The sequence below is a fragment of the Pseudomonas onubensis genome (assembly GCF_965653655.1).
Classification (GTDB): domain Bacteria; phylum Pseudomonadota; class Gammaproteobacteria; order Pseudomonadales; family Pseudomonadaceae; genus Aquipseudomonas.
In genome coordinates, this window is the sequence record NZ_CBFHAZ010000012.1 from 66,284 (window position 1) to 88,029 (window position 21,746).

The following is a 21,746-nucleotide window of genomic DNA, read 5'->3' on the forward strand; positions in this document are numbered from 1 at the left end:
TCCATCCACCTTGATTGGGAGTACACCGTGTTCGACCTTAATTACTGGCAACAACGCGTTGCCCGCCAGACGTTCATCGACACCGCCTTGATCGGTGGCCGGCCGGTGAGCGCCGCCTCCGGAGCAACTTTTGATGCAATCAACCCAGCCACCCACCAGTTGCTGGCGCGTGTGGCCGCCTGTGGTGACGCAGAAGTAGACCTGGCCGTGCGCAGCGCCCGCCAGGCCTTCGATACCGGCCCTTGGCGGCGTATGCCGCCGGTGGAACGCAAAAGAATCCTGATCAGGCTCTCCGAGTTGCTGATGACTCACCGCGAAGAACTGGCGCTCCTGGATTCGCTGAACATGGGCAAGCCGGTGATGGACGCCTACAACATTGATGTGCCCGGCGCCGCGAATGTATTCGCCTGGTACGGCGAGGCGCTGGACAAACTCTACGATCAAGTCGCGCCCACCGCGCCCGACGTACTGGCGACCATCACCCGTGAAGCATTGGGCGTCGTTGCGGCGGTGGTGCCGTGGAACTTTCCACTGGATATGGCGGCCTGGAAACTCGCACCGGCATTGGCAGCCGGTAACAGCGTGGTGCTCAAACCGGCCGAGCAATCACCCTTTTCGGCCTTGCGCCTGGCGCAACTGGCCCTGGAAGCGGGTATCCCGCAAGGGGTTTTGAACGTGGTGCCGGGCCTTGGCGAAACTGCCGGCAAGGCCCTGGGGCTGCACCCTGACGTGGATTGCCTGGTGTTCACCGGCTCCACGCAGGTCGGCAAGTATTTTATGCAGTACTCGGCGCAGTCCAACTTGAAGCAGGTGTGGCTGGAGTGTGGCGGCAAGAGCGCGAACCTGGTGTTTGACGACTGTCAGGACCTGGACCTGGCGGCCGAGAAAGCCGCTTTCGGGATCTTCTTCAACCAGGGCGAAGTGTGCTCGGCCAACTCGCGGCTGTATGTGCAGCGCTCTATCCATGACGAGTTCGTTGAGCGTGTGATTGCCAAGGCGCGTGCCTGGATGCCGGGTGATCCGCTCGACCCTGGCAGCGCTGCCGGTGCCATTGTCGACAGTGAGCAAACCGCTCGTATCATGCGGGCGATCAATCAGGCCCAGGGCGAGGGCGCCAGGCTGCTGGCGGGTGGCGAGCAGGTGAGCATTAATGGCTCTTCCAATTTCATCCAGCCAACGATTTTTGCTGAGGTGACCTGCGACATGCAGCTCTCGCGCGATGAAGTGTTTGGCCCGGTGTTGGCGATCAGCGCCTTTGACACCGAAGAGCAAGCGATACAGCAGGCCAATGACAGCGTCTACGGGCTGGCGGCCTCGGTCTGGAGTGATAACCTCAATCGCGCGCATCGGGTGGCGCGTGCTTTGAATGTCGGCACCGTCTCGGTCAACACCGTCGATGCCCTGGATGTGGCGGTGCCGTTCGGCGGTGGCAAGCAATCCGGGTTCGGGCGCGACCTGTCGCTGCACGCCTTCGACAAGTACACGCAGCTTAAAACCACCTGGTTCGCGCTGCGATAGCCAAAGCGGTCAGCCGGTCGTGTATTCATGGGTGCACGGCCGGTTCGGATGCAGGCAAACTGGCGCATCACTCAGAGGGTTGTTATCACCATGGTCAACATCCGCTTCATGCAGGTCGGCGACTACGACGCCGTACTCGAACTGATGCAAAACACGCCCGGCATTTCCCTGCGCGACGCCGACTCCCGCGAGGCCACCGAGCGCTACCTGGCGCGCAACCCGCAGATGAGTTTTGTCGCCGAGGCGCAAGGCCGCGTGATCGCCTGCGTGATGTGCGGCCATGATGGCCGGCGCGGCTACCTGCAACACCTGCTGGTGCTGCCGGACTACCGCCGCCAGGGCATCGCCCAAGCGTTGGTCGAGCGCTGCCTCACTGCGCTTGAGCAACTGTGCATCCACAAATGCCATCTCGACGTGTTCAAGACCAACACCCATGCTGCCGAGTACTGGCAAGGCCAGGGCTGGACGCTACGAACGGATATCGACCGTTATTCATTCACCCAAAAGGGCAATGAAAACGCATGAAGGAAGGACTCAATGCTGCAAATCACACGGGCCACCCGCGACGACGCCACCACCGCTTTTGACATCCGCCGCGAAGCGATTCGCAGCCAATGCATCGGCGCCTACACCGCCGAGCAAATGGCGCTGTGGACCCATGGCCGCGCTGAAGACGGTTACGACACACTGATGGACAAGCCGTTTTACCTGGGCTGGGTCAACGACGAACCGGTCGCCACCGGCATGCTCGATCTGGACAACAACGAAGTGGGCGCGCTGTTTGTGCTGCCTACGTTTACTGGCCGTGGTTACGGCAAGAGCATGCTGGATCACCTGGAAAAGCTCGCGCGGGAACTGGCGATTGAAGAGGTCGTGCTGGACGCGACGTTGAATGCGGCGAGTTTCTACCGGGCCTGCGGGTATGTGGGCGATGAGCAGGCGGTGTATCACTCGCCTTCGGGATTGGAGCTGGCGTGTATTCCAATGGTAAAACGGCTTTGACCGCTCCCACCGTTGATTTCAACCAGCGCTGAAGGCCGTGCGCAGTCGCTGAATAACGTGCTCCACGGTGGGGCCCTGGATGGCCGGCGGCGTGAGGCTCTCGCCAAATTCACGCCATACAAACAGCGTCAGCTCGGCCCCATCGGTGAGCGCCTGTTCCTGCGTGCCCAAACCTTGCAGCACCCGATACCGCGCATCCCGCCAAAACGCCTGCTCCACCCAGTCGTACACCGGGATAAAGTGAAAGTGCAGCGGGAAGCCTGGCATGTGCCCATAGCGGCTGATGTACAGCCATTTCGGTTGCAGCTGCGCCTCCATCACTCGTTGGGTTTTGGCGAGTAGGCCACCCAGTTCAGCCAGCGCGGCCTCGGGCATAGCAGCCAGGGAGTCGATCGGCGCTTTGGCACCCAGCATCAGGTAGCCCGGCAGCTTTGACGCCAGGTGATGGTTGAGCCGCCAGTGCGCGGTTTCATGAATGATGAAAGCGGGGTCGATCTGCATAAGCACGCGTCCATGAGGGCAGGGTGGGCAGGATAACAAGTGTGGGCGCCTGTATATTCCAAGGACCTGCGATCGGTGTCTATGGTCCTGAACGATCTTTACTCCAGGCTGAACGCCTGTTCTGGATAGTGCGGCGTCACCAAGCAAAGAAAACGAAAATGCCCCTTTGTATATGACAGTTACTTCCTACCGAGTTGTAGGAAGCATCTTTTCTTCGAAGTGAGGCTGGTTATTCGAGAATATTGGACTCAATATAAGTTCGAATTAAATCGTTGGTTAAGTGCCTGTCAGGTAATCGCGGTCGATGGGGATCTACCAGGTGATTATATAGTCGAACTGCACCAGCAAGCAGGGTCTGCCTTACGAGCAGGGCGAAAAGTAAGAAGGGATCTGCCCATCGGGCCAAAAGGGATTTTCAATGAAACTGACACCTGGTTTTATACGAGATCAAATTCGCCGGGAGCACGTCATTACGCGGGATATAAGTTATGTGGCGGAGCAAGTGGAACACTGGTGGGCGAATTATCAATCGTGCCCGTCCAATCATGCATTAAAGCTACAGTTAATCTCATTGTTGAGCACTGCATTGCGAAAAAGCGACAAATGCTACTTTGAGAATGTCGGAAAGAACGGGGTGTCCGCCGTCTGTTTGATTGGCGTTTTCCAGACGGACAGCTATCGCCTTGCACTGATTGTTCATGAGGCGCTTTGTGAACTATTTCATCTTCGAGATATTAAGTACCCCTATGAGCACCACAAGGCTCTATTTCTAAAGGCCGACGGTGAAAAATATCGCGACTGGGGGAACGGTGCTGGCGAAATTACGCCTCACTCCGATGATCTGTATGAGGCTGAATCAACCGACCTTCTTGCACTCACCGTCTGTCGAGACAAAACATCCACCCCGACACAATGTTTTCCAGCAAAAACGATTATAGAATGTCTGAGTGACGCAGAGTTGTCGAGACTGGCAAACATAACCGCCATTTTTCGATCAGGCAAGAACGTCAGCTTATCAAAAAGTTGTAGGCGTAAACTTGTCCAGTATGACCCGATTTATGGAGTTCAACTTTACCTTGATTTTCGTATTGATACTGACGTCGGCGAACGTATGATTGCAACTTATCCTGAAGATGCCGAGTTTCTACGAAAGCTACGCCTTAAAATTCCCTCATGGACGCCCGTGTATTCAGCCTCCGCGACGGGCACGTTTTTTATCATGGCCAATTATAAGGTGTTGCATGCCCGTCCAGTTATACAGTCGAGTGTTGCGTCTCCCGCTAACCTCCATAAAATAAATTTCCATGACACACCACGTCTTCTCTTTCGAAGCAAAGGCCCCCGGCACAATTTGTCTTTGGCACAAGAGTATAGCGAGTATTTGTTACCCTGAGGCCTGCCCGGCCAGCGCTTGTCTTCGGTGAGCTCAAGGAGAGCTAATGAAAGGTATTTTCATTGTCAGGCTGATCGTCGCGACCGCATTGTATACGATTTTGGGGCGCGCTACGTTATGGTTTGACCCTATATCCAACGCGCTACTTATCTTCGGTAGTCGTTTTTGTTTAATATTTTCCCCTTTGTTTTTTTACCATTTCAAAGGCAACTCAATTCCTGTAGCTATACTGGTCGCGGCACTGGGTACTCTGTTTATCTTACTGCCAGGGCAGATTTTTCTTGTGATGGGGGCCGTGCTTATAGGCACGGGCGTCAGTGTCGCTGGGTACCTGATAAGAGCCTATGCTTCCGAGAGTATCAGTGCCGCTTCACGGAATAAAATTGCGATCAATTCGGGTGTAATAGTTGCCGGTATCGCCCTTTCCTTACCGATGCAGAGTAACGCTGTCGTTGCGTCAGTCAGTTTTATATTTCTGTTGATTGCTGCGTATATTGCCCGACACGCCGCTCTGTCCCGGGCGTGCATCGATCTTCCCGCAGGAAGTACTGCATCAATGGCCGTCCGACTGGCCTGGGTACTGTTGGGGTTGACCATGGGTATCAAGTTATACAGCCCATTTACCCTGCTGCCGCAATACATCGTTGCAACTACCGGAAGCCTTGCGCAGTGGTACGGTTTGATTGTTCTTGCGAGCAGCTTTTTTATAGTGGTTTTTCAACAGGCGATCGTCAAGATTACAAGCCGGATCACCGGCGACAGGGGGGCGATGTTTACAACATTTCTAGCGATGTTCATCGGCCTTTGTGTAATTGCAAATCCAGGATTATTTCATGCTGCCACCTTCTACGGGGCACTTATGTGGGTGCTGGCGCTTTCCCTAGTCGAATGTTTTGCCAGTTACCTGGACGTCTTCGGTGCGCGGAATAACTGCCTGTTTATCAAGGAGGTCTCAGTCGGTGTTGGCGGTGGTTTGTGTGCTTTGGTCTCACGTTTCTATGCTTCGGACATCGCTGCTTCAATACTGGCAGTCATAGGGGTAGTTTTTTTAGTTGCAGCGGTGGCGATTATCGTTTGCTCGAATTTAACCGGCAGATCAAAGGTTGTTTAATATGATCAGAATTAAAAGAATTAAACTGGGTGTGCTGCGAATACCGCTGCGCAAGCCGTTTGTTTCAGCACTTCGGTATGTTGACAGTATTGAGGACGTCGTTGTCCAGATTGAAACGGATTGTGGTTTACGCGGTTATGGTGTTGCTACACCCGCTTTGCGAGTGAATGGTGAAAGCGTCGACTCAATAATATCGGTTGTGAGAGACCTGTTCGCGCCAAGATTGATCGGCAATGATATCTCTGGCTTCGAAACAATCCTGAACGCGATAGACCATTGTGTTGTAGGACACTCGGCGGCAAAAGCTTCAATCGACGTAGCCCTACACGACCTGATTTCTCAGGCTGCTGGTTTTCCTCTCTATCGTTTTCTCGGTGGTAATAGCAAGCAGATAACGACAGGTATTTCCATATCCAATAATGCGCTTGATGAGATGGTCAACGATGCCTGTGCTGCAGTCAGCGATGGTTTTACGACGCTGAAGCTTAAACTGGGATCCGATCAGGGGATAGACACTGATATCAGACTGGTTCAGCAGATTCGGGGTTTGGTAGGTGGGCAAGTAGAGATCGGCGTCGACGCTAATCAGGCATGGAGTGAAAAGGACGCTTTGAAATTTGTGCTGCGCATGGAAACCATCGGAGCAAATCTCTCTTTTATAGAACAGCCAGTGTTATCAAGTGAGCTTTCCTCTCTTGCTCGAGTAGCCGCCGCCTGGCGTATTCCTGTGCTGGCGGACGAAAGTTGCTCATCACCGCACGCAGCAGTTGATCTAATCAACGACGGGTTGATAGATGGGGTCGCCATAAAGCTTATGAAACTGGGTGGTATCCGCGCGGCGAGGGTGGTTTACGACGTCGCTCGGTTACGCTCAAAAATTTGCGCAGTAACTTGCCTTATGGAGTCTCCGATAGGGGTCGCTGCTAGCGCGAGTTTTTGTTCCGGCAGGAACGTTAGGTTTATTGATCTCGACCCCATGGCATTGATCGCTCATAACCCTGTTATAGGTGGGGTGACTATGTTAGCGAATAAGTTGGTCCTGAGTGACGTTCCCGGATTAGGAATAGAGGGCATTGAGGAGGTAGAGCCAGTCGTTACTATTAAATAGCGGGCAGCAATCGTTTGCGCGTGAGCGTGCGCTCGAATTTGACTGATCGAGGCGCGGGTGACTGTTTGTGTGGGGAATATTTAACCGAAGGGCGGGTAGAGAAATGGAAAAATGCTTGATCGTCGTTGGCTATAATAATGTTCGAATATATGACATACCCAAAATACGCAGCGCCTGCCAACAACTCTTCGGCGCGAAACTGCTACTGGTAACTCCGAAAATTGAAGAGACTGATCGCCACGCCGCAGATGAAGTGCTTGCGTGCACGCTCACCTATGCTTCGGTGGATGAGGCGACTCAATGGGTGTGTCGGGAACTCGAGTATCTCAAGCTTGAGCCAATCGGTATCTTGCCATTTTCAGATTCCGGAGTACCGCTTGGGGCGAACCTCGCCAAACATTTTGGCCTGCCAGGGATTGATCCCGACGATGCGCTCGCGGGCCTCGACAAGCGCGTCTTTCGTGACCTGGACGCGAACAGTGGGGCTTACATTCCAGGTTATAAACCCGTTCGTTGCGTTCATGTCCGATCGAAAGAGCATTTCCAGAGCGTTGTAGCTGAGCTTGGCGGTCGGGCATTCGTGAAACCGGCGAGTGAAGGCAATAGCCGCGGCTGCCACGTCGTTCCGTCCCTCGACCAATGTGATGCGATCTGGTCGGGCTTGAGCTGCTATCACACTGCCGGTGTTATCGTTGAAGAGTTGATCGAGAACGCTCAAGAGTACAGCTGGGATTATGTGGCGGGATGCACATGGATCACCGAAAAGCAGACAACAACAGGGGCGTTCCGCGCAGAAATACAGCAAATTGTGCCCGCTCCATTAACCGAAGATATCCGTCTCCAGATTGACGCAGCAGGGCATCACATGCGCCGACTTGTGCCAGGTGGAGGGGCCTACCATAACGAAATATTTTCTCGGTCAGGATTTACCGCAGCAGTAGAAACAAATATGCGCCCGGCAGGCCTGCATATTTGGGACTTGGCCCGCTTGTCATTTAAAGATCTGAATCCTTGGGAAATGTGGGTGCGGTGGGCTGTTACCGGTGTCGTTCATCCCGTGTCGCCAGTTGCTCAGTGCTACTCCGGCATCCGGCTGATTAAAGCGCCAAAGTCGGGGATATTAACGGCGCTTGCGGATATTGAGCACATCGGCGCTGAGCTTGGAATTGAGGTGAGAGATTGTCGATACTCAAAGCAACTGGGAAATTATGTTACCGACAGCCCACAAGACAACTCGGGCTTTCTTGGCGAGATCATAATCTGCGCTGCTGAGTACGAGGATCTGCGTGCTAGGTTGCTTGAGCTCACGGCTGAAATTGAGTCGAGGATATGTATTTCATAATGGGCAGTGAAGTACGTGTGCCTGCATTTACCTGGGTTCTACGGCAGTGGAACGGTTCACCAGCAGCTTTCGCGCGATGACTCAGCGCCTGCGATACACCGCCCCCAGCTCACGTGCCAGCCCGATAAAATTCTGCAACGGCGCCGACGGATTAAACGTGCGCCGCACCAGCGTAATCGGCGCCAGCAGCTTCGGGCGGGCATCCTTGATTCGGCAATACACCACGCTGTCACGGTGCACATCGCGCATCGACGCGGGCACCACGGAGATGCCTTCACCGGCCGCCACCAGGCTGACGTTGGTCAGCATGCGTTCTACCTCAAAGGCGATTTTGGCTTCGAAACCGGCGTTCTGGCAGGCGGTGATCAGGTTGGCGTACATGCCCGGCGCGCCGGGGCGGCGTACCAGGATAAAGCGTTCGTCCTTGAGTGCGGCAATGGGGATGGCGCTGCCGGCGGCGGCCAGCAATGGGTGGCCGGTGGGTAGCACCAGCAGCATTTCTTCGTTGAGCAGGCGGTGGAAGGTCAGGCTTTGATGGGTGCTGACCGGGGCGCGCAGGATGCCGACGTCGATGCGTTTTTCGATGGCGTCTTCGGTCAATTCCCGGGCGCTGCCTTCATTGATCGAAAGCTCTACCGCCGGGTAGCGCTCGCGGTAGGCGCGGATGATGCGTGGGATCAGCGCGTGGGCGGCGGCCGAGCTGGTGAAACCGATGGCCAGGGTGCCCTCGATGCCCTGGGCGACGCGGGAGGCCTTGAGCGCGCCATGCTCGACACGCGCCAGAATGGCTTGGGCTTCTTCAAGGAACACCAGGCCGCCGGCCGTCAGGTCCACGCCCTTGGGGTGGCGCTTGAACAGATCGAATCCCAGCTCCTGCTCCAGCGCACGAATCTGCTGGCTCAGGGGCGGTTGTTGCATGTTCAGGCGTGCGGCGGCACGGGTGAAATGTCGTTCTTCGGCCACCATGATGAAATAGCGTAAATGGCGAAGTTCCATGGTGGCCTATCCCGTGACAAGACGCAGTGGTGGGTGGCCGCGAGCGGCCCGGCCGTCAATATGCCCAAAGCCTGCGACCACCACAATCGGTTCAGCGCTTGCTGTCGGCCAGCTTATCGAAGGCCTGGTCGAGATGGGTTTCGGCGCCTTTGAGCTTTTCACGCCGCTCCTTGAGCCACTGCTGATCAGCCTGCAGCGTCTTGCGTGCCTCCACCAGCATGCGCTTGACCTCTTGCGGCTGCGGGCCGCCGGTGCCTTTGCGGGTCTGGACCATGTTGGTAGGGGACAGCGCCGCTCTAAAACCTGCTTCATCGAGCGGCAGGGTATTGGGCGTCCATTTGTACTTGTCCGCCGCCTGGCTATACAGCTTCTGCGCGTCGGCATAGGCGAAGGTTTTCGGCGTGGTGCCGTTGCTGCGCGCTTCGGTGACGATCAGCGAGGCAAAGCTGTGGCCAATGCGGAACGGCACTTTGTACTGACGCTCCAGCGTGTCGGCCAGTTCCATCGAGGTGGTCCATTCCGACTCCAGTTCTTCGAGCGCGCGCTGCGGGTTGATCTGCAGCGCGTCGAGCACCGCGTCGAGGCTGTGGAACATTTCCTGGGTCGAGCGGAACACACCCAGCGAGTCGAAGGCGAACTTGTAGTCGGTCATGCCGGTGGTGACGTTGTGAGCGCGCAAGGTCACTGCCTGGGCCAGGCCGACCACGTCCGAGGCACTCTCACGCGCACGCATCAGCAAGCCCGGGTTGCGTTTTTGCGGCATGGCGCTGCTGGTGTAGGTGGCTTCTTCATCGAGCAACAACCAGGGGCGGATCTGATGGTACTGGGTGTGGATATCGCCAATCATTGCGCCCACACGGATGGCTGACGAAGACGCCATATTGGCCGCTTCGATGGGAATGTCATAGGTCGAGACCTGGCTTGAATCCAGCGAGTTCTCGCGCACGCCATCAAAACCCAGCAGCTCGGCCAGGCGCTCACGGTTCAGCGGATACGCCGAGTTCGCCAGCACGGCGGTGCCCATCGGGCTCTGGTTCAGGCGTGTGTACAGTTCACGGATGCGCTGGCCGTCGCGGTCGAACGCGGCTTCAAAGGCCAGCAGGTAATGCGCATAGCTGATGGGCATGGCCTGCACGCCGTTGGTGTAGGCGGGCACCAGGGTGTCGACGTTTTTGTCGGCGATGTTCAGCAGGCGCTGGCGTGTGGCGTTGAGCGCTTCGCTGTAGGCCAGCACCTGGCTGCGCAGGGCGGCCTGGCGGTAGGTGGCGAGCATGTCCTGGCGGCTGCGGCCGGAGTGGATCAAGGAGGCTTCGGGACCGATTTTGTCGGTCATGATTTTTTCCAGTTGCAGCACATCACTGGGGCGCGTGCCGCCGGGCTGGTCGGCCTGGGCGATGGCGTAGCGCACACCCCCGGCGATCTTCTGGCCCATCTCGGGTTTGACGATGCCTTCTTCGGTGAGCATCACGATCGAGGCTTTGTTGATGCGGTTTAGCCAGGCGAATTGGGTCTGGGTGGGGTCGCCCTTGGCCTTGTGTTCGGTTTGCGAGCTGTCGGGCGTGGCGCCGACCTTGGCCGCCTGGGCCGCACATTGTTCGGTGGTGGTGCAGGGCAGCTCGCCAGTGTTGGCGGCATAGGCGCTGAGGCTGTTGAACAGGGCGAGGGTCACGGCGAGGGAAAGCAGGCTTTTCACCGCACGTTGGGGGAATGTGTTGTTCACAGAGACACCTGATTTATTGTTGGAGTTATGGGCCGTCGTTGCGGCGCAATCAGGCTAGCGGGTGTGCGGGTAGATTGGAAATATATAGAAAGTGTTGATGGCAGAGGTTTTGGATATGGCTGATGGTACTTGCCAGATCAAGGTCAAAAGCAGATTTGTGCGCGCCGCGAACTGCTTTCTGTGGGAGCTGGCTTGCCTGCGATGGCATCAACTCGGTCTACCTGACACACCGAGGTGTTTGCATCGCAGCGGTGCGACGATTCGACAAGCCAGCTCCCACATTCATCAGCGGTTCTCAGTGCATCTTGCTGTGGTCCATGTCACCCATGTCGGTCAGCGCTCGGGCAGGGGCCTTAACTTCAATCGTCTGCTTCTCGCCCTTGGCGTTTTCCACGGTCAAGGTCAGCGGCACCTGGTCGCCTTGCTTGATCTGGCCGGTGAGGCCCATGAGCATCACGTGGTAGCCCTCCGGGTCGAGCTTGATCGCTTTGCCGGCAGGCAGGGCTACCGAATCCACCGGGCCCATGCGCATCACGTCGTCCTCCATGCTCATCTCATGAATCTCTACGTTCTTGGCCACAGGCGAGGCCACGCTGAGCAGTTTGCTGTCGCTGTCGGCGGTGACGGTCATGAACGCGCCGCTGGAGGTCTGGCCCACCACGGTTGCGCGTACCCACGTGTCGCTGACCTGTACCTGGGCGCTGGCGTGCGCCGCGAGGCCCAGCAAGGTGAGGCCGAATGTCAGGCGCTTGAGGGTTTGAACGGCAGTCATTAGCAGACCTCCATGACGGTGAGCAGGTCTTCTGCGCACTCTTTAGCGGTTAGGGATGCCGACAGGCCCAGGCGCAGGTTGCCACGGGTGTCGAACACGAAACTGGTGGAGGTGTGGGACAGGGTGTAGGTGTCCCCGGCCGGGATCTTTTCATAAAAGATCCCGAATTCCTTGGCGGCCACGGCGATTTCTTCCGGGGTGCCGTACAGCGCTTCGAAGCTGGGGTCGAAGGCCTTGACGTAGCGGTCGAGCAATTCGGGGGTGTCGCGCTCGGGGTCGAGGGTGATAAACACCACTTGCATGATCTTGCCATCGCGGCCCATCAGCTTCTTGGCCTGGGCGGCACGGGCCAGGGTGGTGGGGCACACGGCCGGGCACTGGGTGAAGCCGAAGAACACCACCGGCATCAGGCCACGGTACGAGCTCAGGGTGACGGTTTCGCCGTCGGTGTTCTTGAGCTTGAAGGTGCGGCCCATAATCTTGTCACTGAGGTCCTTGCCGTACTTGAAGTTCAGCTTGGGGCTGTAGTCACAGCCGCCCAGCAGGCTGCCCAGGCCCAGCAGGCCCATACCGGTCAGCACTTTGCGGCGGGTGAATAACGTACTCATCAACTGTGCATCCTGTGAAACGCCTGCATTGCTCTGGATCGACAGTTCAGGCTTTGAAAAGGAGTAATGATGCGGGCGCACAGTCTACCAACCCCGGCCAGCCCACGTAATCTGCGACGTTCTGCCACAGGGGCGCGTGGCGCTTCATCCTTTTGCGGCTTCGGTGGTAGAGTCGCCGCCATGAAATTGAGCCACCCCGACCGTTCACTGATCGCCTGGGCCCTGTACTTCTGCGTGCTGATGAACCTGTTCGTCTGCGGTTTGGGGCACGGGCAGATGATGGGCTTGCAGCTCAATGGTATCGGCGGGGCGTTCTGTTCGGTGGACGGTAGCCAGGCGCCACTTTCCGACAAAGGGTTGGGAAACACGGCCTCCAGCAACATCTCGAACTACTTTGCCTGCCCGGTGTGCGCGGCCGTGACCGTGGCCATCGTGTTCATGATCGGCCTGGCCTGGCTGCTCGGCCTGGGGCAAACCCCGCGCCCGGCCCATGAACGGCGCAATAAAGCCCCTCCACGCTATTCCTGGCCGTCGGCCAACCCTCGCGCTTCCCCCGCTTTCTGACGTGTGCCTTGGGCTTCCTGTGATCAGGAGGCGTTCTATCGTCACGACTGTGAGTGCGTTTCATGAACCCACCATTGCCAGCAGGCGCCAGCCGCCTGGTCAGCAAGGCATCCCGGCGTTTGCGCGCCGAACCCTTGCGCCCCGAATACCCGAGCAATTCGCGTTGCTTCGTGCACCTGGATGCACGCTTGTTGCCGTATTGGCACACCTTGTTCGATATCTGCCCGGCGCTGCTCAAGCTCGACCCGCCGGAGGGCTTGAACCTGTTTCGCAGCTTCATGACCTGGGCCTATCGCCACCAGGTTGCCCAGGATTGGACCTATCACCTGAACGTGTGCCGCTGGCTGTTGGCGTCTTCGTATCGACCGCAGATAGACGACGAGCCGATCGAGGCCTTTATGGCGGCCGCGGCGGCACGTTGGATCAATGCGGATCAAAGCCAGGCCCAGGGCGTGGTTCTGGCCTGGCGAGACTCAAGGGTGTTTGATTGGAAGGGCGGCGCGTTGGCGGGCGTTGAGTATCGGGTATTGCCCGACCCGACAGGCGACTTTGCCTGGTGCCCGCTGGCCAAAAACGGTTTCAGCGGCTGGTTGCCGGTGCCGTAGGCCCCTAAGAGCCTCCCAAAATCTCGTAGGAAACGGCCTGATGTTTCGCGAGGGCATCCTCATCAATTCTATTTTCTTGCCGGAAATGCCATCTTCACGGTCCATGTGATGCACAGACTAATAAGAGGCCGCGATGACGAAAACTTCTGATGAGATGCCCCATTCCTTCTGCGCGAGCGAGCGCTACGACCCGGTCAGTCGGGCGTTGCATTGGCTGATGGCAATCGTGTTTAGCTGGAGTTATTGCTCGGCGGTTGTCCACTATTTGTCTTCCGATTCTGCGCTGGACAAGCTGCTATGGCCGTATCACAAATCGGCGGGCGTGCTTCTGCTGGTGCTGCTGATACTGCGTGTCGGCTGGATCCTGCTGAACCGGCACAACCGCCCGCCGAGCGTGAACCGTGCGGCTTCTGTCGGGCATGCTGCATTGTATGCGCTGATGTTCCTGATCCCCTTTATCGGGCTGGTACGCCAGTACGGCTCCGGTCGTGAATTTTCGGCGTTTGGCGTGCCGATCATGGCGGGTTTTGAGAGCGAGAAAATCCAGTGGATGATTGACCTGGGGCGTAACTTTCATAGCTTGCTGGGCTGGACAATGCTGGCGTTGATCGTGGGTCATATCGGCATGGTGATCGTGCATTACGTGTGCGGTAACCCACAGGTGCTGCGGCGCATGACGGGCAACACCCGCAAGATATGGCGCTAAATCAACGGCCTTTTTTGGGGGCTTTTTTCTGGGGGTTTTTCTCGCCTTGCTGCTGTGTTGACGAGCCGCTGGAGGAAGCCCTTTCCTTCGGCGGTGTCTCAGCTTTTTTGTTGCTGTCCGCCGGGCTGCTGGGGTAGGAACCCGGAGGCAGCGCCGAGCCTGGGATAGCGTCGCCGAAGGCTGCGTAGGCGGAGGTTGCCAACCATCCGGTCAGGCAAATCACTAACACGATCTTGCAGGAAATACCGGTCTTCATGACGAGAATCCTTCTCCATGCTTCACCTGTCAAAAGCCGCCCCTCGTCTAAATCCGAAGGGAGGCATTAATTGGGAGTGCAGGGCACTCACCAAAGTTTGGATTTTTTTCGCAGCCACGACGAAAGGCCATGCACCGATATTTTTAATGAACCCTCGCGCCGATCTCTTGACCTAATGCATACGACCTCAGGAGGTGATGCATGCAAATAGACTATATCTGGATCGTGCTGGCGGTAATTTTGCTGGTGTTGGAGCTGTGGGCGATCAACATCGTGTTGCGCAGCACCGGCGGCTGGGAGACCAAGGGGTTGTGGTTGATCATTCTGATTTTTGTGCCGCTGTTCGGGCTCATTGCCTGGGCCATGGTCGGACCAAAACGTGAGATGGCCCAGCACCATAAATAAACTGAACATAGCCACACAGCAAACAGGCGCCCACGGGCGCCTGTTTGCGTTCAAGCGTGGCGGTTAACCTGCGACCGCCTTGGCAATTGCCTCGTTGAATGCTGGCAAGTCATCCGGTGTGCGCGAGGTGATCAAGGTCCAGCCATTGGCCTTGCACTCTTTGACTTGGGCATCGACCACGCCTGCGGCGCCGGCGTTTTCAAGGTCGATGCGCACGCTTTTATACGCGGTGAGGGTCTTGCCCTTGATCACGCCGGCATCGATCAGTGCCCATGGCCCGTGGCAGATGGCGGCGACGGTTTTGCCGGCTTTGGCGAAGTCGCTGATCAACTTCAGCGCAGCCGCGTCCTGGCGCAGGGTATCGGCATTCACGGTGCCGCCGGGAATCACCAGCGCGTCGAAGTCGCTGCTCTCCACGTCCGATAGCTTGACCTCGGATTCCACGGTCTGGTCTTTCTCCGTGTCGCCGACAAAGGTCTGTACGGTGCCGCCGTTGCTGGAACCATGCTTCACCGTCGCGCCATAGCCGCGCAGTGCTTGCAGCGGCTTGAGCAACTCGTCGCGCTCGATGCCGGTGTTGGAGGTGATGATAAGGATGTTCTTGCCGTTGAGTTGTGAGCTCATGGTCGAGTCTCTCCTGCTGGATGAATTAATCATGCTGTGTGGGAGAGTGGATCGAGCGTGGGCGGCAAAGGTTTAAATTAATTTGGACTTATTTCGTGGATGGTTTTTGTGGATGGTTTTCGGGGAAGGCTGGCCTGCAAAAACCTTGAACTATCGAAAAGCGCCGGCCTCTGCTGCATAAGTGCCTGCTGCTTTTTGCGGGCCTTCAATTGCCTGGAGATTCACCATGACCGACCCCAAGACTGTCGACAAAACCCCGGAACCCATCAACTCCGAAGACGCCCAGAAAGGTCGTCAACAGCCTGCCAAGGGGCAGACGCTGGAACAGCCAAACCCGAAGACCGAAACCGTGGACAAAGTGTTGACGCCCACGTCGATCAAGGACACCGAGCGCCAGACTGACGCCATTAACGAGCAGGCCGCCAAGGCCGAGCGCAAGCTGGGCCACTGAACATGGCCCGGTCAATCACGGCGTCTGAACTGGGCATTGAACTGGCGCCCGACGATGACGCCAGCCTGTTCAAATGGTTTGTCGCCAGCTTTCTGATGGGCAAGCGTATTCAGGCGCCCATTGCGGCGCAGGCGTACAAGGTGATCGTGGAGCAAGAGGGCCGCGACACTGCACGCAAGTTGCAACATTGCACGTCGCGTGAACTGGTTTCGATGCTCGGACGTGCCCATTACGTGCGTTACGACGAAAGCACGGCGCAGCGTTTGCTGGACCTCAGCGCCAAGTTGAATGCCGAGTACGCGGGCAAGATCAGCCACATGCGCAGCGCCAGCGATGACCGCCAGGCATTCGAAAAACGCCTGGCCGAATTCGACGGCGTGGGCCCCAAGACCATCGAGATTTTCATGCGTGACGCGGCCAAGGTTCTGTTTTGATGGCACCGCTCTACGTGGGCTGTGCGGGCTGGAGCTTGCCGCGCGAACACTGGCCGGCCTTTACGGGCGAGGGCACGCATTTGCAGCGCTATGCATCGCGATTCAATGCGGTGGAAATCAACAGCTCCTTTTACCGGCCGCACCAGCCCAACACCTACAAACGCTGGGCGCAGTCGGTGCCGCCAGGGTTTCGGTTTTCGGTCAAGGCACCCAAGTTCATCACCCATGAACTGCGCTTGCAGCACTGCGAGACAGCACTGGATGAGTTCCTGGAACAGTGCTTGCACTTGGGTGAAACACTCGGCTGCCTGCTGATTCAATTGCCGCCTTCGCTGCGTTATGAACCCAGCGTGGCGTTGGCTTTTTTCAGCGCATTGCGCCAGCGTTTTGCCGGTGCCGTGGTGCTTGAACCACGCCACGCCAGTTGGCTTGAGGCGCAGGCGTTGCTGGTGGACCTGCAGATAGGCCGCGTGACCGCCGACCCAGTGGTGCTCGATGCCAGCGCAGGTTGGCAGGGCGTGCAGTACTGGCGCCTGCATGGCTCGCCGCGCATCTACCACAGTGCCTATGGCCCGCAACGGGTGCAGGCGCTGGCTGAACAGCTGCGTCAATGTGCCGAATCAGGCATGCCTGCCTGGTGCATCTTCGACAACACCGCCAGCGGCCACGCCGTGACCGATGGCTTGTTGCTACTCGATCTCTACCCGCAGCACTTCCAGGCCTAATTGCTCATACGCCTCGACACTCGGCACATGCCATTCGGTAATCAGCGTATGAATGCGGTTACACGGCGCCACCACAAAAGGCTCCACCGCGCCGAGCTTGTCCGCCAGGGTCACGGCCACTACGTGAGAGGCGCTGTCGAGCAGGGCTTGCTTGACCGCCACTTCATCGAAATGCAGCGAGCTGATGCCCACTTGCGGGTGTAGCGCGCAGACGCCGGTAAACAGCAAATCGGCCTTGATGCTCTGGATCATGCGCACGGCGTCCTGGCCGCTGGTGGACAGGGTGGCGGGGTTGAGTTGGCCACCGGCGAGGATCACTTTGACTTCAGGATGATCGGCCAAGGCGATGGCGATCATTGGCGATGGGGTGACCACGGTCAGGCGGATCGAGCGCGGCAAGGACTGGGCAATTTGCAGCGTGGTTGAGCCGGAATCGAACAGTACGATCTGGCCGTCCTGCACCAGGTCGGCGGCGAGTCGGGCAAGGTGACGCTTGATCTCGTTGGTTTCGCCGACGCGGGTGAAAAAATCCTTGCCGGTATCTTTGGGCCGGGGCAGGGCGCCGCCGTGCACGCGTTGCAGCAGGCCGGCGGCGGCGAGTTCGCCGAGGTCGCGGCGGATGGTGTCCTGGGACACGGCAAAGTGTTCGACCAATTCGGATGCGGTAACTTTGCCATCGCGCTCCAGCAGCAGCAAAATCTTCTGTTTGCGCAACGAAGGCAGGTCAATGGCTTGATGAGTGTTGTGCATGATTTTGCGTCTTTATGCGGGTTTGTGCGAGATTAGTCGCCCGCCAATCTAAACGCAATGGCTGGTTGCCAAGCCGATGGGCGGTTACTCTCCAGGCTCAGTTCAGGGAGAGGTGACCTAGATGCCGTTGATCACAACCATCGAAGATTTACGCAAGCTTGCGCAAAAACGTGTCCCACGGATGTTCTACGATTACGCCGACTCAGGCTCCTGGACTGAAAGCACTTACCGGGCGAATCAAAGCGATTTTGCCCGCATCCAGTTTCGCCAACGGGTGGCGCGCAATATCGATGAGCGTTCAATCCGCACCACTATGATCGGCCAGGACATGGCCATGCCCGTGGCCCTGGCACCCACCGGGCTGGCGGGCATGCAGCATGCCGACGGCGAGATCCTTACCGCCCGCGCCGCCGCCGCGTTCGGCCTGCGTTATACCTTGTCGACCATGAGCATTTGTTCGCTGGAAGACATTGCCGCCCACGTCGGCAAACCGTTCTGGTTCCAGTTGTATGTGATGCGTGATCGCGCGTTTATGGAGCAGTTGATCGAGCGCGCCAGGGCCGCCGGTGTGGATGCGCTGGTGCTGACCCTGGATTTGCAGATCCTGGGCCAGCGCCACAAAGACTTGATTAACGGTTTGTCGGCCCCGCCCAAACTGACCGTGCCAAATATCCTCAACATGCTGACCAAGCCGCGTTGGGTGGCGGGCATGCTCGGCACCAAGCGCCATGGCTTCGGCAATATCGTCGGGCATGTCAAAGGCGTGGCCGATATCACTTCGCTGTCATCCTGGATCGGCCAGCAATTCGACCCGCGCCTGAGCTGGGACGATGTGGAATGGATCAAAAAATGCTGGGGCGGCAAGCTGATTATCAAGGGCATTTTGGATGTGGAAGATGCGCGGCTGGCCGCCAATTGCGGTGCGGATGCATTAGTGGTGAGCAACCACGGTGGCCGCCAGCTCGATGGCGCACCGTCGAGCATCAGCCAGTTGGCGACGATTGCAGAGGCTGTGGGCGAGCAGATTGAAGTGTGGCTCGATGGCGGCATTCGCTCTGGCCAGGACGTGCTCAAGGCCATGGCGCTCGGCGCCAAAGGCACCATGATCGGCCGCGCGCATTTGTATGGGTTGGGCGCGTTGGGTGAAGTCGGTGTAACCAAGGCGCTTGACATCATCGCCCGCGAGTTGGATGTGTCGATGGCACTGTGTGGCTATAACGATATACGCAATGTGAATCGCGAGATTTTGCTACCGGATAGCTTTCCCACAGGGGGTTGCTGAGCAAAAAAATCGTAAAAAAGAAAAAAGAGTTGTCCACGAAAACCGTGGGTATCTCTGTGGATAACTTTGCGAAGGCCCGGCAGGGTTGGCGATTTAACCTTCGGTTAATATTTGATCAGAATTGGTTTTGGGCCAGTATGGGCAGGGTTGGCGCTTGACAGCCAAGCGCGAACCCAGTGCCGAAAAGTGGCGTTACGAGTCGCCGTCGCCACCTGTGGAGTGCTTGACTATTGTTGCTGGTGTCTTGGCGCGCATCAGCTTATCGAGTGCCTGGCCGTAACTGCGGCCGGCCAGGCTCATGCTGTTGTTGTGGGTAGCACCGGGCACGAGCAGCAACCGCTTGGGTTCCTGGGCGGCTTCAAACAATTGCTGGCTGAAACGCGGTGGCACGTACTGGTCGGCCAGGCCGTGTACCACCAGCAACGGCATGTGCACGTCGGCAATCTTGTCGATGGAATCGAATTTCTGCGACAGCAACCAACGTACCGGCAACGAGGTATTGGCCACGGCGGTGGCGGCATCCCCCAGCGAGGTGAAGGTGGACTCGATCACTAATCCGCGCACCGGAACAGGCGTTTGTTTGCTCAACTCAGCGGCGAGGTCGATGGCCACGGCGCCGCCCAGCGAATGTCCATAAAGCAGGCGTTTGGCGGGGTCGGGCTGCAATACCTGGAAACGTTCCCAGGCAATGCGCGCGTCTTCATACACGCTGGTTTCCGACGGCAAATCACCGTGGCTTTGGCCGAAACCGCGATAGTCGATGGCCAGCACCGAAAAACCCAGCGCGTGCAGTTGCTCAATGCGAAACAACTGCCCGGTGAGGTTCCAGCGCACGCCGTGCAGGTAGAGGATCGCCGGCGCATCCTTGTTGTCGGCCGGGTACCACCAACCATGCAGGTTCTGCCCCGATTTGAAACTGGCCGGCATGATATCGAATTCCTGCACCGCTTTGGGCAGGCCGGTGTACCAACTGGCGGTGCCCGGCTCGATGCGAAACACCAGCTCGCGCTCCTTGTGTTGCAGCACGGCGCACCCCACCGGCAGGCCGACAATCAGGATGGCCATGCACAGCAGGGGAAACCAGCGCAGGCCCAGGCGGGACAGAAAACGAGAGGACATGAAGGTTCCAGGGCAAAGGTGAAGCAGGCGTTTTACCAGATGGCGTGGGCAGGCAGGCATTAATTCGACGGCCGTAGAGGGGGATTGCTTGCAAAGTGTTGCAGCCTTGAACAACGGCTGCTCGGGTTGTTAGGGTGGGCGGCCGAACAGGAGAGCACAGACATGGATTTTACCGGCAAAACGGCAATTATCACCGGCGGTGCGCGCGGGCTGGGTCTCAGTTATGCACGGGCGCTGGCCCAAGGCGGCGCGCGCGTGGTGATCAGTGATATCGGCGCCGACAAGCTGGGCGCCGGCACCGATGCGACAGTGGTGCACGCAGCGGCCGCAGCCTTGCAGGCCGAAGGGCTGGCGGTGCTCGGGCATGGCGGCGACTTATCTACGGACGAGGGCTGCCAGCAACTCATCCGCTTCACGATCGAGGCTTACGGCCAGCTCGATATCCTGATCCATAATGCCGGCTGGGTGGGTTACCAGAACATCGCCGACCTCGACGCGGCCTTCCTCCAGCGCGCCATGGACATCAACCTCTACGCGCCGCTCTGGCTGTGCAAGCACGCCTGGCCGCACCTGCTGCGCTCAGCGGCGCCGCGTATCATCCTGACCACCTCCGACCGCGCCATGTACGTGCACTATGAGCAAACCGGGCTGGTAGCCTACAGCGCCGGCAAGATGGCGCAATTGGGCATCATGAACGCCCTGAGCCATGAAGGTGCCGAGGCCGGCATCAAGGTCAACGCGATTTCGCCGGTGGCCAAAACGCGCATGTGGGGCGTGACCGACGAACCGGATGAACTCAAACCAGAATGGGTGACGCCGGGCGTGGTGTTTCTGGCCTCTGGGCAGTGCCAGGATACGGGCTACATCCTGCGCGCCAGCAATGGTCAATTCACCGCCACGCGCTTTACGGAAAATCCTGGGGTGGAGTACCCGCGTAATCTTGCGCGCATCAAGGCGGCCAATGCGCAAGAAGTTGCCGCCGCGTGGTCGCGCATCAAGCAGGCCGCTTGACGCTGACATTGCTGGCGCGACATGCTCCCGGCTTCTATGAGCAAAGGCCCGACCATGGACAACAGCCCCATTCGCATCACTGCTGAAGAAACCCTCTCAGACAGCTGGTACAACCTGAAAAAGTACAGCTTCGACCTGCGCCGCCAGGACGGCAGCTGGCAGGCCCAGACTCGTGAGGTGTATGACCGGGGTAATGGTGCGACCATTTTGTTGTACAACCGTGGGCAGCGCACGGTGCTGTTGATCCGGCAGTTTCGCATGCCTACGTTTGTCAACGATTACCCCGGTTACTTGATCGAAGCGGCCGCCGGGTTGCTGGACAATGCCAGCCCTGAAGAACGTATTCGCCTGGAAGCCGAGGAAGAAACCGGGTATCGCGTGGGGCATGTGGAAAAAATCTATGCGGCGTTTATGAGTCCAGGCTCGGTGACTGAGCGTATTCACTTTTTTATCGGTGAGTATACGCAGGCGGATCAGATTGGTACGGGGGGCGGGCTGAAGGAGGAGGGTGAGGATATCGAAGTGCTGGAGCTGGGGTTTGAGCAGGCGCTGGCGATGGTGCAGAGTGGGGAGATTGTTGATGGCAAGACCATCATGCTGTTGCAGCATCTGGAATTGCGGATGCTTAAAGATGGCTGGTGAGTGGGTGGGGTGATTGAGTGCATATCCGTTGCTGCGGTTATGGCTACTTAGGGTTCCGCCCTTACAGCGGGTCACTTTTGTAAGATCAAAATCAAGATCAA

General features: G+C 57.9%; 26 protein-coding genes. 17 read left to right on the forward strand and 9 right to left on the reverse strand.

What is annotated here, in order from left to right; translation table 11 throughout:
- Nucleotides 1–27 precede the first annotated feature (27 nt).
- The 3 genes from ACTD9P_RS06805 to ACTD9P_RS06815 all read left to right on the forward strand — a co-directional run bounded on the left by ACTD9P_RS06805 (nucleotide 28) and on the right by ACTD9P_RS06815 (nucleotide 2,520).
- Entirely contained in the window at nucleotides 28–1,518 is a 1,491-nt protein-coding gene (locus ACTD9P_RS06805; RefSeq protein ID WP_438867122.1) for an aldehyde dehydrogenase, read from the forward strand.
- Nucleotides 1,519–1,608: 90 nt separating this feature from the next.
- Nucleotides 1,609–2,043 carry a GNAT family N-acetyltransferase gene (locus ACTD9P_RS06810; RefSeq protein ID WP_438867123.1) on the forward strand — a complete coding sequence of 145 codons (435 nt, stop codon included), beginning with the start codon at nucleotides 1,609–1,611 and terminating at the stop codon, nucleotides 2,041–2,043.
- A gap of 12 nt (nucleotides 2,044–2,055) precedes the next feature.
- Nucleotides 2,056–2,520 carry a GNAT family N-acetyltransferase gene (locus ACTD9P_RS06815; protein ID WP_438867124.1) on the forward strand — a complete coding sequence of 155 codons (465 nt, stop codon included), beginning with the start codon at nucleotides 2,056–2,058 and terminating at the stop codon, nucleotides 2,518–2,520.
- Between the two features lie 18 nt (nucleotides 2,521–2,538).
- On the opposite strand, the gene ACTD9P_RS06820 is transcribed toward ACTD9P_RS06815, so the two are convergent.
- The gene (locus ACTD9P_RS06820; protein ID WP_438867125.1) at nucleotides 2,539–3,021 is read right to left on the reverse strand and encodes an HIT family protein; all 483 of its coding nucleotides are present in this window, start codon (nucleotides 3,019–3,021) and stop codon (nucleotides 2,539–2,541) included.
- A gap of 418 nt (nucleotides 3,022–3,439) precedes the next feature.
- Here ACTD9P_RS06820 and ACTD9P_RS06825 point away from each other — a divergent pair, with 418 nt between their 5' ends.
- The 4 genes from ACTD9P_RS06825 (at nucleotide 3,440) to ACTD9P_RS06840 (ending at nucleotide 7,975) form a co-directional block, all read left to right on the forward strand.
- A complete protein-coding gene (locus ACTD9P_RS06825; protein WP_438867126.1) occupies nucleotides 3,440–4,414 on the forward strand; it encodes a hypothetical protein in 975 nt (324 codons plus the stop codon).
- A gap of 46 nt (nucleotides 4,415–4,460) precedes the next feature.
- A complete protein-coding gene (locus ACTD9P_RS06830; RefSeq protein ID WP_438867127.1) occupies nucleotides 4,461–5,525 on the forward strand; it encodes a hypothetical protein in 1,065 nt (354 codons plus the stop codon).
- A gap of 1 nt (nucleotide 5,526) precedes the next feature.
- A complete protein-coding gene (locus tag ACTD9P_RS06835) occupies nucleotides 5,527–6,633 on the forward strand; it encodes a mandelate racemase/muconate lactonizing enzyme family protein (protein ID WP_438867128.1) in 1,107 nt (368 codons plus the stop codon).
- Between the two features lie 115 nt (nucleotides 6,634–6,748).
- A complete protein-coding gene (locus ACTD9P_RS06840; RefSeq protein ID WP_438867129.1) occupies nucleotides 6,749–7,975 on the forward strand; it encodes an ATP-grasp domain-containing protein in 1,227 nt (408 codons plus the stop codon).
- A gap of 81 nt (nucleotides 7,976–8,056) precedes the next feature.
- Here the strand turns inward: ACTD9P_RS06840 and ACTD9P_RS06845 are convergent, their stop codons facing one another.
- From ACTD9P_RS06845 to ACTD9P_RS06860, 4 genes are all read right to left on the reverse strand, one after another.
- Complete coding sequence (locus ACTD9P_RS06845; protein ID WP_438867130.1) at nucleotides 8,057–8,971, reverse strand: LysR family transcriptional regulator; 915 nt, start codon at nucleotides 8,969–8,971, stop codon at nucleotides 8,057–8,059.
- A gap of 91 nt (nucleotides 8,972–9,062) precedes the next feature.
- Nucleotides 9,063–10,691: an argininosuccinate lyase gene (locus ACTD9P_RS06850; RefSeq protein WP_438867131.1), complete on the reverse strand. Its 1,629-nt coding sequence runs from the start codon at nucleotides 10,689–10,691 to the stop codon at nucleotides 9,063–9,065.
- A 295-nt stretch (nucleotides 10,692–10,986) separates the two neighbouring features.
- Complete coding sequence (locus ACTD9P_RS06855) at nucleotides 10,987–11,463, reverse strand: copper chaperone PCu(A)C (protein WP_438867132.1); 477 nt, start codon at nucleotides 11,461–11,463, stop codon at nucleotides 10,987–10,989.
- Nucleotides 11,463–12,071, reverse strand: a complete 609-nt coding sequence (locus tag ACTD9P_RS06860) for an SCO family protein (RefSeq protein ID WP_017134494.1) — start codon at nucleotides 12,069–12,071, stop codon at nucleotides 11,463–11,465. The genes ACTD9P_RS06855 and ACTD9P_RS06860 overlap by 1 nt, the downstream gene beginning before the upstream one ends.
- Before the next feature lie 180 nt (nucleotides 12,072–12,251).
- On the opposite strand from ACTD9P_RS06860, the gene ACTD9P_RS06865 reads away from it, so the two are divergent.
- The 3 genes from ACTD9P_RS06865 to ACTD9P_RS06875 all read left to right on the forward strand — a co-directional run bounded on the left by ACTD9P_RS06865 (nucleotide 12,252) and on the right by ACTD9P_RS06875 (nucleotide 13,946).
- Nucleotides 12,252–12,635 (forward strand): DUF2946 domain-containing protein, encoded by a 384-nt coding sequence (locus ACTD9P_RS06865; RefSeq protein WP_138815705.1) that lies wholly within the window; start codon nucleotides 12,252–12,254, stop codon nucleotides 12,633–12,635.
- 62 nt (nucleotides 12,636–12,697) lie between these two features.
- Nucleotides 12,698–13,240 carry a putative natural product biosynthesis protein gene (locus tag ACTD9P_RS06870; RefSeq protein WP_438867133.1) on the forward strand — a complete coding sequence of 181 codons (543 nt, stop codon included), beginning with the start codon at nucleotides 12,698–12,700 and terminating at the stop codon, nucleotides 13,238–13,240.
- A 133-nt stretch (nucleotides 13,241–13,373) separates the two neighbouring features.
- Nucleotides 13,374–13,946, forward strand: coding sequence for a cytochrome b (locus tag ACTD9P_RS06875; protein ID WP_438867134.1), 573 nt, complete (start codon nucleotides 13,374–13,376; stop codon nucleotides 13,944–13,946).
- A 1-nt stretch (nucleotide 13,947) separates the two neighbouring features.
- Here ACTD9P_RS06875 and ACTD9P_RS06880 read toward each other — a convergent pair whose 3' ends face one another.
- Nucleotides 13,948–14,202, reverse strand: coding sequence for a hypothetical protein (locus tag ACTD9P_RS06880; protein WP_438867135.1), 255 nt, complete (start codon nucleotides 14,200–14,202; stop codon nucleotides 13,948–13,950).
- Nucleotides 14,203–14,403: 201 nt separating this feature from the next.
- Between ACTD9P_RS06880 and ACTD9P_RS06885 the strand changes: the two genes are divergently transcribed.
- On the forward strand, nucleotides 14,404–14,607 hold the full coding sequence (locus ACTD9P_RS06885) for a hypothetical protein (protein ID WP_438867136.1): 204 nt from the start codon (nucleotides 14,404–14,406) through the stop codon (nucleotides 14,605–14,607).
- Nucleotides 14,608–14,670: 63 nt separating this feature from the next.
- On the opposite strand, the gene ACTD9P_RS06890 is transcribed toward ACTD9P_RS06885, so the two are convergent.
- On the reverse strand, nucleotides 14,671–15,231 hold the full coding sequence (locus tag ACTD9P_RS06890) for a type 1 glutamine amidotransferase domain-containing protein (RefSeq protein WP_438867137.1): 561 nt from the start codon (nucleotides 15,229–15,231) through the stop codon (nucleotides 14,671–14,673).
- Between the two features lie 226 nt (nucleotides 15,232–15,457).
- On the opposite strand from ACTD9P_RS06890, the gene ACTD9P_RS06895 reads away from it, so the two are divergent.
- The 3 genes from ACTD9P_RS06895 to ACTD9P_RS06905 are packed head-to-tail and all read left to right on the forward strand — an operon-like array spanning nucleotide 15,458 to nucleotide 16,841.
- Entirely contained in the window at nucleotides 15,458–15,682 is a 225-nt protein-coding gene (locus tag ACTD9P_RS06895; protein WP_438867138.1) for a hypothetical protein, read from the forward strand.
- A gap of 2 nt (nucleotides 15,683–15,684) precedes the next feature.
- The gene (locus tag ACTD9P_RS06900) at nucleotides 15,685–16,116 is read left to right on the forward strand and encodes a DNA methylase (protein WP_138815712.1); all 432 of its coding nucleotides are present in this window, start codon (nucleotides 15,685–15,687) and stop codon (nucleotides 16,114–16,116) included.
- Entirely contained in the window at nucleotides 16,116–16,841 is a 726-nt protein-coding gene (locus tag ACTD9P_RS06905; RefSeq protein WP_438867139.1) for a DUF72 domain-containing protein, read from the forward strand. Before ACTD9P_RS06900 ends, ACTD9P_RS06905 begins: the two co-directional genes overlap by 1 nt.
- Here ACTD9P_RS06905 and ACTD9P_RS06910 read toward each other — a convergent pair.
- The gene (locus ACTD9P_RS06910; protein WP_438867140.1) at nucleotides 16,806–17,591 is read right to left on the reverse strand and encodes a DeoR/GlpR family DNA-binding transcription regulator; all 786 of its coding nucleotides are present in this window, start codon (nucleotides 17,589–17,591) and stop codon (nucleotides 16,806–16,808) included. The genes ACTD9P_RS06905 and ACTD9P_RS06910 overlap by 36 nt on opposite strands.
- A 121-nt stretch (nucleotides 17,592–17,712) precedes the next feature.
- Between ACTD9P_RS06910 and ACTD9P_RS06915 the strand changes: the two genes are divergently transcribed.
- On the forward strand, nucleotides 17,713–18,873 hold the full coding sequence (locus ACTD9P_RS06915; RefSeq protein WP_438867141.1) for an alpha-hydroxy acid oxidase: 1,161 nt from the start codon (nucleotides 17,713–17,715) through the stop codon (nucleotides 18,871–18,873).
- A gap of 192 nt (nucleotides 18,874–19,065) precedes the next feature.
- Here ACTD9P_RS06915 and ACTD9P_RS06920 read toward each other — a convergent pair whose 3' ends face one another.
- Nucleotides 19,066–19,992 carry an alpha/beta hydrolase gene (locus ACTD9P_RS06920; RefSeq protein ID WP_438867142.1) on the reverse strand — a complete coding sequence of 309 codons (927 nt, stop codon included), beginning with the start codon at nucleotides 19,990–19,992 and terminating at the stop codon, nucleotides 19,066–19,068.
- A gap of 162 nt (nucleotides 19,993–20,154) precedes the next feature.
- Between ACTD9P_RS06920 and ACTD9P_RS06925 the strand changes: the two genes are divergently transcribed.
- On the forward strand, nucleotides 20,155–21,003 hold the full coding sequence (locus tag ACTD9P_RS06925) for an SDR family NAD(P)-dependent oxidoreductase (protein ID WP_438867143.1): 849 nt from the start codon (nucleotides 20,155–20,157) through the stop codon (nucleotides 21,001–21,003).
- Between the two features lie 54 nt (nucleotides 21,004–21,057).
- The gene (locus ACTD9P_RS06930; protein WP_438867150.1) at nucleotides 21,058–21,645 is read left to right on the forward strand and encodes an NUDIX domain-containing protein; all 588 of its coding nucleotides are present in this window, start codon (nucleotides 21,058–21,060) and stop codon (nucleotides 21,643–21,645) included.
- Nucleotides 21,646–21,746 lie beyond the last annotated feature (101 nt).